The following is a 16798-nucleotide window of genomic DNA, read 5'->3' on the forward strand; positions in this document are numbered from 1 at the left end:
CCTTTAAAATTAAGATTGTTTGTGAATCTGTTTTTTTAATCTCTTTCGATATTAATTGGTAGTTTTAATTCTGTACGATAAGATAAACCACAAGATAAAATTTTAGGCCCTGGAGACATTCTGTTTCTCTTATATTGATTTTTATAAAAATTTTTAATATATTGAGAAACCAATAATAAAATTTCTTTATAATCGACAAGAAAAGTTTTTTCCACTAAAAAAGCTATTTTTTCTTTTGAAAAACTATTATTTAAATGATAATATAAAATGAAATCTTCTATAATAATTTGTTGATTTAAAAATTTTTCTGTTTGTTTAAAATAAAAATATTTAATATTTTCTTCTATAAATTCATATTTTGTTTGAAAGTAAAACAGAATTAATTCTGTCATTAAAGTGTTAGGTATGCCTAAATTTAGGTTGTATAAGTAACTATTAGATTGACAATTATAATTTATTTTTCCACTAGCATTATCAGATAAATTATCACTTACTAAAACTAACTTATTAAATTCATGATTAAAAAGTGATTCGAAACATTCATATTTTTCTTGATGAATCGTAATATTAGTTATTCCCAAATTTTTGATTAATTTTTGTTCAAAAGAAAATCTTTCAAGATCATCTTTGTAATTTTTTTCTTTTATAATAATTTCTAAATCTTCTAAAGGTTTTTGATTATCTTTTAAATATTGAACAACTGCTAAAAGAGTTAAAATTTCATTTAATCTATTTGTCATTTCTAATAAAATTTTAGCTTTGGGATTAGAAGATAATTGAGTTTTCAAAGATAAAACTTGAATAATGTTAGATAATTTCAATTGTTTATTTAATTCTTTTTTATTTTCAGCTAAAAAAGGTTTCATATTTAAAGGTTTTTCGAATTCATAAAATTCTACTTCATTTAAATCAAAATAAGATTTATGAAAAGGAAATTCTTTACCGATGATTTGATCTGCATAAGTTGTATCTATTCTTCTTTGGTATTTAATAGATTCCATAAAGACATCTACCACTAAACTAATATTTTGATTATTTAAATCTTGTTCTCCTATCATTTGGCCTAAAACAGCAGCAATTTTATGATTAGAAAAAAGAGTATCCAAAGAAGATTCAGTTATACCACTGCTAGTATAAAAATAACCTCCAATTTGTTTACGAGAATGATTTAAAACAGCTAATTTACGAAGAGTATCTTTGTCTACGTGTTCGGTAGAAGAAGATAAATTAAAAATTAAATGAGCACCATTTAAAACCATTAAATCGCTAGGAGTTTCAATTGTCCATAAATCTTGACAAATTTCAACACCGAATACAATATCAAATTGTTTATTAATAAATAAAATATTTCCTATCGGTACTTTTTGTCCTAAAAAATTAATTATTTCAGTTTTTATATTTTTTCCTGATTGAAACCATCTTTTTTCATTAAATTCTTTGTAATTAGGAATAGTTTGTTTCGGCACAATTCCTAAAATTTTTTTATTTTGAATAACAACAGCCACATTCAAAATAATTTCTTTCAATAAAAAAGGCATTCCAATAAAATAAACACCTTGAAAAGAAGTATTATTAATAATAAATTCCAGAGAATTTAAATTTTCTTTTAAAAAAGTAGTTTCGAAAAATAAATCTCCTGCTGTATAACCACTCAAACATAATTCAGGAAATAATAAAAAATTTGCTTTACTTTTGTTCAAAACTTGAAGAATATTTTGAGCATTTTTCAAAGAATTACCGATATGCAAATTAGGACTCGACATTTCTATTTTAACAAAATCATTTTTGTACACTATCGAAAAACCTTTCTTATATTATGTATTTGTTATTTTATTTGATATAAATTTTAAATAATTAAAAATTATTTGTTTTAATAAATTTTTTTATTTTAGATTTTTGATTTAAAAAATCTCTTTTTTCCATTATAAAACCGACAATAATTACAGATAAAACAGAGCAAAATAATCTAATGAAAAAACTATTTGAATTTTTACCTTCTATTAAAGAAGAAGCAAAAATAATAATTCCGTCGGTTAATAATAAAGCTATAATAAAATTTATACCATAAATATCTTTTAAAATTTTTTGCAAGATATCCATGCCACCTGTATTATAACCTAAATTACGTATATTACTTAAGGTGTAACCAATAAACAAACCGCCTAAAATAGAATATATCACAAAGATAAATTCATTAATCGGAATTAAACTTTGAAATTGGAGCAAAATTTTTTGATTATTATCGTATCCTATATAATGATTTAAAAGAAAAAAACAAAAAGTTAAAAAAAAAGCTAAAAACAATGTTTTTTGACAAAAATCTTTACCAAATAATTTATAACCTAAATATATTGCTAATAAATTAAATAAAAAAACAAAAATAAATATCCATAAATCGAAAATTTGACCAGATAAATTAGTTGAAGAAAAAAAATTAATAATTTGAATTGTTAATAAAGATAAACCATCTAAACCACCATTATTTAATTTAGGACCTATAATAAAAAAATAAATTGCAAAAGCTAAAATAATATCGTTAATTATAAGGATCGACCATTTATAAAAAGAACGTTTAAAATTTTTATTATAATTTATCTCATTTTTCATAAAAATAAAATCGCCTTTGCATCAAGATTTATATAAAATTAACATTTTAAATGTTAAATTATTTGAGAATAAAATTTTTGAAAAAAGCATTTTTTGTAAAAATTGAATTTTATTTATTTTATATATTCTTTATTGTTTTAAACAAGCATTTATAAATTCGTCTAAATGACCATCCATAACTAAATCTATTTGAAAAACTTCATGATTAGTGCGATGATCTTTTACCATTTGATAAGGATGAAAAATATAACTTCGAATTTGATTACCCCAACTAATATTTTTTTGTCCTTCTTTTAAAATATTTTCATTTTCTTTTTTTTGGGCAGAGGCTAAATCTAATAATTTAGTTTTTAAAATTTGTAAGGCTTTTTCTCTATTTTTAATTTGACTTCTTTCGTTTTGGCAATTGACTACTGTATTAGTAGGCAAATGAGTTATTCTGACCGCTGAATCTGTTGTATTAACATGTTGGCCACCTGCTCCGCTACTTCTAAACACATCAATTCTTAAATCTTCTTCTTTGATATCAATTTTAATTTCTTCTTTAATATCTGGTAAAACTTCACAAGATACAAACGAAGTATGTCTTCTTAAATTAGAATCAAAAGGAGAAATACGGACTAATCTATGAATTCCCATTTCTGATTTTAAATATCCATAAGCATATTGACCTTGAATCAATAAACTAACTGTTTTTAATCCCGCTTCTAATCCTTGTTGTAAATATAATATTTTGACTTGAAAGTTTTTTTTTTGGGCATATTTTTGATACATTCGACATAACATTTCACACCAATCTTGTGATTCTGTGCCACCAGCACCTGGATGCAAAGTCAAAATAGCATTATTTGTATCATAAGGTTGATTTAATAAAATATTAATTTCAATATTTTTAATATCTTTTTGAAGTTGTTTTAATTCTTTTATCAAAACAGCTAAATCCTCAGTATTTTCTTCTACTATATCTGATAAAAACATTAAATCATTTAGTTTTTTTTCTAAATTGGTAAAATTATCAATTTGCTCTTGTAATTTGTGGAATTTTTTTGTGATTTCAGCAATATTATTATTATTTTGCTCCCAAAAAGAAGGTTCTGCCATTGATTTATTTAATTGATTCATTTTTTCTTTTTTTTGTGTTAAATCTAATTTTTGTTCTAAATTTGTTAAAATTATTTTTAAATGCTCTAAAATTTTATTAATTTCATATTTTTCCATATGATCGAATCAATCCTTGTAATGCAGTTATTTTAATTCCATGGGTTTTTAACTATTTTGTTTTTTGTTCTTCTTTTTTTTCTATTTAGAGTATCTCGATTTAAATTATTTTTTTGTAAATTATTTTCTGGTTTTTTATTTATTTCTAATAAATCTTCTTTAGTCAAAGAAAATTTTAAAATCATATGTGTTATTTCATAAGAGATCTTGTCGATCATTTCATTAAAGAAAATACGTCCTTTGTCTTGGTAAACTTTTAAGACGTTTTGTTGTCCATAACTTACAAAATTAATACTTTTGCTTAAAGCATGCATATCTGAAATATGAGATTTAAAATGATTATCAATATTTTGAAGCATAATAAATTTTAAAGTTTGAGTGTAATATTCTTTATCATCGATTATTAAGTTTTCTTTGTGTTTTGTCAAAATATTTTTTATTTTGTCATGCACTAATTGAATTATTTCTTTTTCAAAATTATTTTTATTTTCTGTTTTTTCTTTTAATTCTTCTATTTTTATAGTATCTTTAGGAAAAAATAATTTTTCTAAATAATTAATAAAATTAATTAAATTTTGTTCTTCTTGTTTTTTCATTTTATTGGATAAAAAATATTTAACTTTTTCATCTACTTTTTTAGTTATCATGTTTAAAGCTAATTCTTCTATTTTATTAGTAATTAATATTTCTTTTCTTTGTTGATAAATAATTTCTCTTTGTAAACCTAATACAGAATCAAATTGTAAAATAAATTTACGATAATCAAAATTGGAAGATTCGATTTTTTTTTGCATATTAGTAAAAAATCTAGTAAAAAATTTAAAAGAAATATTTTTATTATTACCGTTTTTATCTTTATTTTTTTGTAACAACATAATTATATTTTGAATTTTATTAGCACCGAAACGTTTTACTAAATCATCTTCTCCTGATACAAAAAATCTTGAAAATCCGGGATCTCCTTGACGACCAGCACGTCCTCTTAATTGGTTGTCTATTCTTCTAGATTCATGTCTTTCAGTTCCTAAAACAGCTAAACCACCTAATTCTACTACTCCTTCGCCTAAACGAATATCTGTACCACGTCCTGCCATATTAGTAGCTATTGTAATAGAACCTTTTTTACCAGCTTTAGCAATAATTTCAGCTTCTTTTAAATGGTTTTTAGCATTTAAAACTTCGTGGAGAATTTTTCTTTTTTTTAATTGTTTGGAAATTTGTTCTGAAATTGCCACAGTAACAGTACCTATTAAAATAGGTTGTTTTTTTTTATATCTTGTTTCTATTTCTTCAATTAAAGCTTCCCATTTATCATTTAAAGTCGCGAAAACAAAATCAGGAGCATCTGTTCTAATCATTAATTTATTAGTCGGAATTTCAATAACTCTCATATTATAAATATTAATAAATTCTTTTTCTTCTGTTTTAGCTGTACCTGTCATACCAGATATTTTTTTATAAATACGAAAAAAGTTTTGATAGGTAATAGTTGCACTAATTTCTGTTTCCGCTTCTATATGACAACCTTCTTTAGCTTCTAAAGCTTGATGTAAACCTTCGCTAAATTGGCGTCCACGTAAAATTCTTCCTGTAAATTGATCAATAATTAAAATCCTATTATTATCCACTAAATAATCTTTATTTTTTTTCATAAGAAAAAAAGCTTTTAAAGCGTTTTTAATACAGTGCAACAAATTATAATTACTACCGTTATATAAATTTTTAATTTGAAAAAAAGTTTCAGCTTTTTGAATTCCTTGTTCAGTCATTTCAATTGTATTAGATTCTAAATCAATAACATAACAATCTTCTCTTAAGGTTTTAGCAAAACGATTAGCATCTCTGTAAAATTTTGTGCTTTGTCTAGCAGGACTAGAAATAATTAAAGGCGTTCTAGCTTCATCAATTAAAATCGAATCTACTTCGTCAATAATAGCATAATTATATTCTCTTGTCATCAATAAATCTTCAACACTAGTTTGAATATTATCTCTTAAATAATCAAAACCTAATTCGCTATTAGTAGAATAAATAATATCGCACTTATAAGTTAATTTTTTTTCTTCAATGTTTTTTTCTTTAATATTTAAACCCACAGTCATTCCTAAAAATCGAAAAATATCACCTATTTCTCCTTCAGATTCACGGCGAGCCAAATATTCATTAACGGTAACAATATGAACGCCTTTACCGTTTAAAGCATTTAAATAAGCAGGCATAACTGAAGTTAAAGTTTTACCTTCACCTGTTTTCATTTCAGCAATTTGTCCTTTATGTAAGACAATAGCTCCTAACATTTGAACATTATAAGGATCTAAACCTGTTACTCTTTTACAAGCTTCTTTTGCTAAAGCAAAAGCTTCTGCTAATAAATCATCTAAAGAAGCTCCTTCGTTATAAAGTTTTTTTAATCTTTCTGTTTCTTTTGGAAAATCTTCATTATTTAATTTTGAAAATAAATTATTGAATGTTTCGATTTGATTTACTAATGGTTTTATTTTTTTTAAATATTTATTGGAGGAATTAAAAAAATTTTTTACAAAGTTAAAAATCATTTTATATTAGGCCTTTCTTAAAACATATACAACGGAATTATTTTAAAAAAATTTAATAATTTGTTTTAATAATATAAATATTTAAAAAAAACATAAAATTTTTATATTTTTGTAAATTTTGACATAACATTCAAATATTTATATTGTTTCGATATCAAAAAATTTTAATAAATAAAAATAAAAACTATGTTTATGTGTATTAAACATAGTTTTTAAAATTACTATTTATATTATTTAACAGTTTCTAAATATTTTATTCCTGCTAAATTTAACAAACTCCATGGTTTACTGAAATATGGGTGAAAAGAAAAATCTTTAAAAGCTAAAATATCAATAGTAGTTTTTTGTTCAATACAAATACTTAAGGTATTCATTTTCTCAGTTAAATCAGTAGTAGATAAAATTTGCCCTCCTAAAATAACTCTTGTATCTTTGTTAAATAAAATTTTTAATAAAACTTTATTATATTCAGGCATAAATTCAGGTCTGTTAGCGTCTTTTATTGTGATTGTATCATAATTAATGCCGAATAATTTAGCACTATGTTCATTTAAACCTGTAGAAGAAATACTTAAATCATTAATTTGAATGCAACTTGTACCTTGAGTACCTAAATATTTATAAAAATTTTTTTGAATATTTAATCCTGCAATAGTTCCAGTTCTTATAGCGTTTGTAGCTAAAGGAATATACATACTTTTCTTATCATTTGGATTGTAAATAATATTTATACAATCCCCACAACCATAAACATCAGGATGTGAAGTTTGTAAATATTCATTAACTTTTAAAGCGTTATTGGAATCTAATTCTAAAATACCTTTAACTAAATCTGTATAAGGTCTAAAACTAATACATGCAATAACCATTTCTGTTTCATAAGAACCTTTATCTGTTGTTACCTTAGTTACTAAATCATCTTTAGTTTCAAATTCAATTACTTTTTGACCTAAAGCTAATTTGACATTATGTTCTTTTAAACTTTCTTCAGCTATATCAGTAAACTCTTTATCTAAATACTTCGGCATTATTCTATTTTCGATATCTATCAAAGTTACTTCTTTTTTTTGTCTAGAAAAAGCTTCAGCTAATTCTACTCCTATATATCCAGCACCAACAACTGTTATTTTATTAATATCCTTAGCATATTCAATAATTTGATTAGCATGTTCTAAATTTTTAGATAATAAAACATTTTTAGAACGAATACCTTTTATGTTAGGAATGATCGGCCAAGAACCAGTTGAAAGAATTAATTTATCAAAATTATCAATAAATTCATGACCAGTTTTTAAATTTTTAGCTAAAATTTGTTTTTTATTTAAATCTATTTTAATAATTTCGTGTTTTAATTTTACATTAGCCCCTAAATTAGATAATTCTTCAGCACTAGAATAAAAAAGACCTTTTCTATCTTTAACTACCCCACCTATATATAATGCTATTCCACAAGATAAAAAAGAAACGTTGTCGTTTTTTTCATAAATATTAACTTCAATATCTTTGTTTTTTTTTAACATTGTTCTAACTGCGGCTGTTCCTGAGTGATTACAACCAATGACAATTACTTTCATTATATATCCTCGCCTTAATGATTTTTATTGTTTTTCGTAACAACATAAAAAAATAAAAAATAACTATTCAATATAATTATAACTTAATTTAAATTGTTTATTAATTTTTTTTCATGTAATATAAAAATATTATTTTTTTCATAATAAAAATTTTTAAAAAGTTTTATTTTTATATTTTTTGTTTTTGCCTAAACAATTAATAGTTCTAATGTATTTTGTGAAAATTATTGTTTTTAAGTTTTTTTAAATTAACATTCTTAAATACGATTCGTAATTATAATATATAATTATTTAATTTGAAAATTTGTAAAAATTTTTTATTTTATGTTATATTAATAATTAATTGTTATTTGATATTTAAGATAAGGAGACAAAATTTTTTATCCGTTATATTATCAACTACGTCAGTAAATTTATACTCTAAATATTAATTTTTTTTGAATTTGAAACATGTAGAAATTAGATATATTTTGTCTGAACTATATAAAAAGGAATTTGTATTTGCCTATTGATAATAAAAAAATTCTCGAAGATTGGAAAGATATTCTAGACGGATTTAATTAAAAAACGAATAACATACATTATCTAAATGTTAAAATAAATAATTATCTAGAATTTGATAATGCAGAAGCTGTCGACTTTGATATCGAATATGATAAAAATTGACTCTTAATTGAAAGAAGATCAAATATAATATTAATAAAATTAACAAATATAACCTAGATTTAGAACAAATAATATTATTTAAGAACAAAAATCTATATATAGTTTTTGTATATTTAAAAAGTACATATTTGTAAAACGTTTACATAATTTGCTTTTTTTAATTGTATTTTATATAATCAAAAAAATATATCTTGTAAATTACAAAAAAAGATTTTTACAAAAATATGCAAAATAAATTATAAGACGTTGAGTTGTTCCAAAAGTTTAGACATTTTTTGGAACAACTCAGATATTTTATATCGATAATTATATTTGATATTATCATTGTATCGTTTTCATTATTATTATTCATTCGATATAAAAAACTACATCTTTTATCGCCTTTATTTCTTGTTACTTAATAAGTAGTATACAATTAAAGGAACCAAAATAAAATATATCCCCTATTTGCTGTTATTTTTTTTAATATTATTTAGATAAGTTGGCATATTTTAAAAGGTGATTTATAATCTAATTTGCTTAAAATCTAATTTTTGTTACAAAAAGAAGCGAATTTTTTTATTTATTTTATCAAATGAATCTAAAAAAAGTGTAAAAAGATATTTTTTTATTTTGAAAAGATATGAAATTATAGTCTTGATTTTAAATTTTTAAAGAAAAATTTTAAATGCCAAAGAATGCTCTAAAGGTCGTACTTAAAAAAAGAAACATCACAAACAATATAAATTATTCAATAGCAATCATTTTTCTAAAATAATGTCAATAGGTTTTTTAATTGTGATATTAAAAATTTGAATGAAGCAAGAGATTAAAAGAATAATTAAGGAAGTTAACGATACGGTAATTATTTGATATAATCCAAATTTAATTATATGAACCCAAATTAGATTAGAAATTAAATAATTACCATACCAAATAATTGATTTAATAACTAAACAAGAAATTGTTGAAATTATAAAAAAAATCAATAAAATTTCTTTTAAAAAAATATTACAAACATCTTTGCTACTTGCACCAATAGCCCTTAAAATGCCAATTTCTTTTTTTTTATCTTTAATAGTAGATGAAATAAAATTAAAAATTAAAACAATTGCAAATAAAAAATAATTAAAGCTTATAAATATAAAAACATAACTTATTTTTTTAAAAATAGGTTCTACTGAATCAGCGAAATGAACCATAGGAGAAGATAAAGTAAATTTAGAATTTTGAGTATTTATATTTTTTGTATGATCGGATATTAATTTTTTTAATTTTTCATCTTGCAAATAACTTGATTTAACTCTGAAGAATTTTAATTTTAAATTAGAATTTTTTATTTGCGCTTGTTTTAAAAAAGATTCTGAAATATAAAAATTACTCTCATAACTTTCATTTTTATTTATTTCAAATAAATTATATGAAGCAATTTTTATTAAATTTCTTATAGGGTCTTCATACATTTTGGTTATTTCTTCTTTTTTTAAATTTTTAACATCATCAAATCTTTTGTTTTCTTGTATATTATTCTTAATTATCCCTATTTTCGAACAAATTTTTTGGAAATTTTGTAAAGCATTGTTTTTTAATTCGATATCGGAATTATTGTAATTTTCTTCAATCATTTCTTTGATTTTTTCTATAAAAAACTGAGGAATAAAAAAATTAAATTCTTGTGACGAAGGCATTTGTGTAATTTTTAAGCCTTTTATTTTAAAATAATTTTCTAATTCTTCAAATTTTAAATCATATTTAACAAATTGCTTTTCTGTTAATTGAAAAATATCACAAATATAATATAGGTTTTCGTTAAAGTTTTGTTTAAAAATATTTTTACATTCTTGATCAAATGTATATACAGGTTCCCAATTATTATCTGTATATTCTTCAATAAATTTTTGAATCTCTGTATTATTCATTTCATTCATTTTAGAAATTAATATCATATTTGAATTTTTTTTAAAAGAATTATAAATAGTTTCATTTTTGTTATATAAAGCGAAACATAAACCTACTCCAAAAAACACTAAAGAAAAAATAGTTAATAAAATATTTAGAAACATATTTATAGGTTTATATTTAAAATATTTAAAAGCTATTTTAAAAGATTTAGCAAAATTTAAATTTGAAGTTTTCTTATTAAACGAAAAGTTTTCATTTTTATTATTAATTTTTTTGTCTAATGTTTCTATTATATTTGCATTATTTATTTTATCAGAAACAATTTGACCATCTTTCATTTCTATTATTCTATCTCCATAATTTAAAGCAGCATTTAAATCATGAGATATAATAATAACTAATTTATTTTTGGATATTTTTTTAATAATTTCTAAAATTTGTTTGCCTGTAACACTATCTAAAGCACCTGTTGGTTCATCTGCTAAAATGATTTTAGGTTTTTTAACTAAAGCTCGTGCAATCGCAACTCTTTGTTTTTGACCTCCTGAAATTTCATTAATCTTCGAATTTTTAAAATTTTGTAAATCCATTTGTTTTAAAATATCATCAATTTCATAAGTTAAAGCTTTTTTATCTTGTAATTCCAAAGCAATTGAAATATTTTCAGCAACAGTAAAATCTTTCAATAAATTGTATTCTTGAAATATAAAACCTAAATAATAATTACGAAATTTATCTAATTGTTTTTGATTAAAAAATTTAGTTGATATGTTATCAAGCATAATTTCTCCGTCAGAATATTTATCTAAACCACCTAAAATATTCATCAAAGTAGTTTTGCCGCTACCTGATTTTCCTGTGATAAAAATTAGCCCTTTATTTCCAAATTCGATATTAATGTTTTTTAGAGCAATAAATCCTGTTTTATACTTTTTAGATAAATTTAAAATTTTTAACATATATACTTCTTTCTTTTTATTAAACATAAGTTTTGTAACATAAATAAATTAAAAAATAAATTTTTATTTTATTCAAATTTATTTTTTTCTAAAAAACTTGTTTGTTTTTTAAAAAAATAGAACTCAAAATAATATCTTTAAAGACGCATTTTTATATTTTTCAAATCAATTATAAAAACAAAAACCAAATCAAAGAAATAATTATTAAAACCAACATCAATAAACTATAAACTTTGCAAATATAACAACTAGAATTTCAAAAACTAGATAAATATGGAAAATTAATTAAAAAAAATTATAACAAATAGTTTAAACATTATATACTATTGCGAAGATGAGTTAAAATATTTCATAATTCTTAACTAAATTTAAAAAAGGTTGTTATCGTGTTAAAAAAACATCCTATTTATAAATATATTTCAAAACAAAACTACTAACAGTTTTATAATACTTTTGATCTCTTCCTTGTTTTAATACAGTTTTTATTTTTGAAATAATTCTTTAAGATTTAAAATCAAGCTTATTATTTCATATTTTTTAAAACTCAAAAAATAAATTTTATGTTATTATAAAAATAATTAATAAAACAATTTTGATTTCTAAAAAGTGTTTTTTAGAACAAAACGAGATTTTCTCATAGATTAGTTTTTAAGAACACTCCAATAATTAAATAAGACCCTTTAAAAAGGTCTTATTTAATTATAATATAAAACAAAATAAAAAAATATAAAATATTAAGCCATTCTTTTTAAACTTAATTGAAACCAAATTTTCTATTTATTCTAAAGGTAATTTTTCTACTAATTTTAACTCTTCTATAATTCTTTTAGAAATAGTTTTATTTAATTTGACTCTTTTTTGAAAATCTAATTGTGTAAATAATTTATTTTTTCTTTCAGTAATTATATTATGAGCAACTTTTTCTCCTAAACCATCTAATGAAATAAAAGGCATAATTAAAGAATTATTATTATGTATAACAAATTCAAAAGCTTCAGATTTATTTAAATCAATTGGTAAAAACTTAAATCCCATTTGAATCATTTCTGATGCAATATTTAAAGTATTTATCATGTTTTGTTCTTTAGAAGTATTTTTTTGTTTGTCATTTTTTTTGACTAAATTTTGAATTTTGGCATCAATTTGTTCAGAATTTGTTAACATTATATCATAATCAAATTGCTCTAATCTTGTAGAAAAAACACCACTATAAAATAAAAGAGGATGATTTACTTTGAACCAAGCAATTCTTATAGCCATTAAAACATAAGCAGCTGCATGTGCTTTAGGGAAAAGATATTTAATTTTTCTTAAAGATTCTAAATACCATTCTGGTATTACTTTTTCTTCTTTTAGCCAAGTCATTATTTTTTGCCATTTGTTAGGTTCAGAGTATTGTTTCCCTTTACGAACTAATTCCATAATTTCAAAAGCTTTTGATGGAACAATATTTTTTTGAATTAAATATAACATAATATCATCACGACAACCAATAATATCATCGAAAACAATATCATTTCTGTTGTTTAAAATATCTTTAGCATTTTGGGACCAAACATCTGTTCCATGTGATAAACCCGAAACTTTAACTAAAGTACCAAAATTAAAAGTTTTGTTTTCTTTAGCATAAATATCTTTTAACATGTTTTTTACAAAATCTGTTCCAAATTCCGGAATAGCAATTGTTGTAATAGGTTTGCCGTTAGGCATTAAATTTTCATTAGAAAATAATTTATAAACTTTAGGATCGTTAACAGGAATATTTTGATAAGAATTAAAATTAAAATTTTCTGGATTTTTTTTAACATAATCCATAAAAAATTTAATCAACATAGGATCATCATGACCTAAAATATCCATTTTGAATAAATTATCTTCAAAAGAATGGTAATCAAAATGAGTAGTTTTCCAATTAGATTCTACATCGTTAGCTGGAAATTGAGTTGGAGTTACGTCATATACAGAAATATCTCGTGGAATAACAACGATCCCGCCAGGGTGTTGCCCAGTGGAACGTTTCACTCCTTCAATTGCATTGGCTCTTCTAGAAATTTCGAAAGGCCTTATTTTGTCTTCTATTTGTTTATCTTTAATAAAACCTTTAATATAACCGAAAGCAGTTTGTTTTGCTACTGTTTGAATTGTTCCAGCTCTAAAAACACAATCTTCACCTAATAATTCTTTCATATAATCATGGGCTTTAGGTTGGTAATCTCCTGCAAAATTTAAATCTATATCAGGAGTTTTATTACCTTCAAAACCAAGAAAAGTTTCAAAAGGGATATCTTGACCATCTTTTAAAAAGTTAATGGAACAAAAAGGACAATTCATATTCGGTAAATCATATCCTGATAAAACATTTTTTAAATTAGAATAAATATTAGAATCTAAACCTTTTAGTTTTATATATTTTTGATAATCTTTTTCTTCTTCTATAGTCATATTTGGAAAGACAGTATATTGACATTGCGGGCAAATATAATGAGGTTTTAAAGGATTAACTTCTGTTATTCCTAAAAGAGTTGCTACAAAAGAAGAACCAATAGAACCTCGTGAACCTACTGGATAATCATTTTCTATAGATTTTTTAGCTAATAAATAAGCTAAATAATATATGGGCGCTATATTATTATCTGTATTTTTGTTATCAGAAACAATACTTTTTAATTCTTTTGTTAATCTTTTTTCAATTATAGGATGTAAATCTTTTCCATATATTTGTTTTAATTGTTTTTTTATTAATTTTTGTATTTCTTTTTTAATGCTTGGAATTTTTAAATTTGTAGCAAAATTATTATCTTTTAATGAAAAAATTTTTTGAGGAAAGATTTGTATTTGTTCTATTTTATCATTTAATAAATGAGTATTGTTGATAACTAAATCCTCTTTAAGTTTTTGATCGTTAATAAAATCAAAAGCATTTAACATTTCTTGAGTAGTTAAAAAATAATTATCTGGTAAATTATAGGATGGATATTTAGACAATTTATGTAAGCCACCGCCAACTAATTTTGCATTAATATAAATTTCTCTATAAATTTTGTCATAATGATTTAAATAATGAACATCTCCAGTAGCAATAACAATTTTATTTTGTTTTTGAGCCTCTTTTATAATTTTGCAAATTATGTCTTGAATTAATGCTTTGCCTTGGTTATTTTCATCATCTCCATTTAAATCATAAATAACATGTTTATAACTATTAACAGGTTGGACTTCAATATAATCATAAAAAGAAATAACTTTGCTTAATTCTTTATCGTTTTTATTTAAAGCAGTTTGAAAAACATTTCCTTCGAAACAACCGCTACCTATTAGTAATCCTTTTTTATATTTTTCAAAATTAGATTTTAATAATCTAGGAGTTTTATAAAAATCTTTAGTTAAAGCATCACTTATCATATAAAATAAATTTTTATAACCTATCTGGTTGCTTACTAAAATATTAACATGATAAGGTCTTTCAAATTTGGGAGGCAAACTGCCCTTTAAATCATAAAAATGTAAAATATTTTGTTCCTCTAATAGATCAAACATTTTTAATAAAATATGTGCTGTAGTACAAGCGTCAAATAAAGCTCTATGATGATTACCTTTTATGTCTGGATTCACTTTAAAATATTTAGCAAGTCTTTTTAAAGAAAAATATTTTAAGTTTTTTTCAAAATATTTTTGACTCAAAGCTAAAGTATCTATAAAAGGTTGTTCTTCGAAAGATATATTTAAATGTTTAGCTTTTTCTTTTAAAAAACCCATATCAAAAGAATAATTATGAGCGACTAAAACATAGCCTTTGATCCATTCGAAGAAATTAGGTAAAATTTCTTCTATGATGGGTTTATTTTCTAAATCTTTTTCTGTAATTCCTGTTAAGTCTGTAATATTTTTATTTAATTTTAATTCAGGGTTAATTAATTCATTAAAAAAAGATTTTATTATTTGTCCGTTTTCTATTTTAACAGCTGATATCTCAATAATTTTGTCTCTAAATTCTGAAAAACCAGTAGTTTCAATATCAAAAACAACATATTTATGTTTTTTTAACGTAAAATTCTTGAAATTAGGATATTGTTCTAAGTTAGTAATAAAAATAGGTTTTTCTTCAATAAATTCTAATTCTACCCCCAAAATAGGTTTAATAGGTTTATTACGAGAAAATTGATCTATCTCAGGATAAGCATAAAGCCCATTATGATCTGTAAATGCGATCGCTTTATGTTCCCATCTTATAGCTGTTTCGATATAATCTTTAGCACTATTTGTAGCATCTAAATTAGACATTTTTGTATGAAGATGAAATTCAATTCTTTTTTTACCTTGATAATTATCTATTCTTTCTAGATGTAAAGGTATCGAATTTACAATGTTATAATCATTTAATTGAAAACAAAAATCTTCTTTTTTATAATTATTGTTACTATATTTTACAGAAGTTAAAATTTCGATAAAACTTCCTTCTTTAATTTCTTTATCTATTTTTTTATAAAAATTTTTGTTAGGATCTAAAAAATTTCTATAAAAAATAGAATCTTGTTTTGTATCTGGATCAATTAAATAAAAAGTAAATGTAATTTGTTTATTTTTATTTTCTCTTTTTGAAATTTGTTGAACATAACCTTTTATCCAAAATTTATCATATTTTTTTGTAAAATATGTAGTTTCTTTATATAATACTGGTATATCATTAAATTTTAAAAAAAATCTATTATTAATTATATTATTTGAATCATTTATTGCCGGTGATAAATGAGGAAAATGAATTTTTTGTATAATTAAATTTAAATTAGAACCGTATTCTTTTTTTAATATTTTTTCTAATTTTATAATTATATTTTTTAATTTTATTTCATTGTATTCTTTGAAATATTGATTGAATATAATGTGTATATGACATTTTTTTTCATAAAAATCAATATTTGTAATTTCGATTTTTGAATTAATTGTATCTTCTAACATAGAAAATATTTTTTTTGTATCTTCTTTTTGAATTATTTTTTTTAAAAGATATTGAAATATTTTAATCCATAAATCTGAATCATACACATCATTAAAATTAGCGAATGAAATATGAATATCATTATTCAAATTCGGAATGAATTTTTTAGTTTCGTCACTAATAAATTGTTGCGTTTCTTGTTCAAAAATGTCTAAATAATCAATATTCAATGAATTTTTTTCTCCTGAAATATTCAAAATCCATTTGTTTGCGTTTGTATAAACAATTGTTTTGTCTAACTTATAAGTGGTTTTTCTTTTATTATTAAATTCTTGTATAAAAGAATTAAATTTATTAGATATATTCTGAGAAGACATATTTTTTTCTCTTATAATTTTTTAG

General features: G+C 22.2%; 7 protein-coding genes. All 7 read right to left on the reverse strand.

What is annotated here, in order from left to right:
- Positions 1-35: 35 nt before the first annotated feature.
- The gene (locus Q2306_RS00305) at positions 36-1793 is read right to left on the reverse strand and encodes a nitrilase-related carbon-nitrogen hydrolase (protein WP_323847774.1); all 1758 of its coding nucleotides are present in this window, start codon (positions 1791-1793) and stop codon (positions 36-38) included.
- A 61-nt stretch (positions 1794-1854) separates the two neighbouring features.
- The gene (locus Q2306_RS00310; protein ID WP_323847775.1) at positions 1855-2607 is read right to left on the reverse strand and encodes a YitT family protein; all 753 of its coding nucleotides are present in this window, start codon (positions 2605-2607) and stop codon (positions 1855-1857) included.
- A 129-nt stretch (positions 2608-2736) separates the two neighbouring features.
- Positions 2737-3825: a peptide chain release factor 2 gene (gene prfB, locus Q2306_RS00315; protein ID WP_323847776.1), complete on the reverse strand. Its 1089-nt coding sequence runs from the start codon at positions 3823-3825 to the stop codon at positions 2737-2739.
- A gap of 32 nt (positions 3826-3857) precedes the next feature.
- On the reverse strand, positions 3858-6377 hold the full coding sequence (secA, locus tag Q2306_RS00320) for a preprotein translocase subunit SecA (RefSeq protein ID WP_323847958.1): 2520 nt from the start codon (positions 6375-6377) through the stop codon (positions 3858-3860).
- Positions 6378-6610: 233 nt separating this feature from the next.
- Positions 6611-7954 carry an FAD-dependent oxidoreductase gene (locus tag Q2306_RS00325; protein ID WP_323847777.1) on the reverse strand — a complete coding sequence of 448 codons (1344 nt, stop codon included), beginning with the start codon at positions 7952-7954 and terminating at the stop codon, positions 6611-6613.
- A 1406-nt stretch (positions 7955-9360) separates the two neighbouring features.
- Positions 9361-11460 (reverse strand): ATP-binding cassette domain-containing protein, encoded by a 2100-nt coding sequence (locus tag Q2306_RS00330; protein ID WP_323847778.1) that lies wholly within the window; start codon positions 11458-11460, stop codon positions 9361-9363.
- Positions 11461-12237: 777 nt separating this feature from the next.
- Positions 12238-16773 carry a DNA polymerase III subunit alpha gene (gene polC, locus Q2306_RS00335; protein ID WP_323847779.1) on the reverse strand — a complete coding sequence of 1512 codons (4536 nt, stop codon included), beginning with the start codon at positions 16771-16773 and terminating at the stop codon, positions 12238-12240.
- Between the last annotated feature and the right edge of the window lie 25 nt (positions 16774-16798).

It is taken from the genome of Phytoplasma sp. (assembly GCF_035187685.1).
In the GTDB taxonomy this organism is placed as follows: domain Bacteria; phylum Bacillota_I; class Bacilli_A; order Acholeplasmatales; family Acholeplasmataceae; genus Phytoplasma.

Excerpts from the sequence above, each read along its gene's own strand:
- polC (WP_323847779.1), bottom strand. The coding sequence starts at position 16,773 with ATGTCTTCTCAGAATATATCTAATAAATTTAATTCTTTTATACAAGAA.
- prfB (WP_323847776.1), bottom strand. The coding sequence starts at position 3,825 with ATGGAAAAATATGAAATTAATAAAATTTTAGAGCATTTAAAAATAATT.
- Q2306_RS00310 (WP_323847775.1), bottom strand. The coding sequence starts at position 2,607 with ATGAAAAATGAGATAAATTATAATAAAAATTTTAAACGTTCTTTTTAT.
- Q2306_RS00325 (WP_323847777.1), bottom strand. The coding sequence starts at position 7,954 with ATGAAAGTAATTGTCATTGGTTGTAATCACTCAGGAACAGCCGCAGTT.
- Q2306_RS00330 (WP_323847778.1), bottom strand. The coding sequence starts at position 11,460 with ATGTTAAAAATTTTAAATTTATCTAAAAAGTATAAAACAGGATTTATT.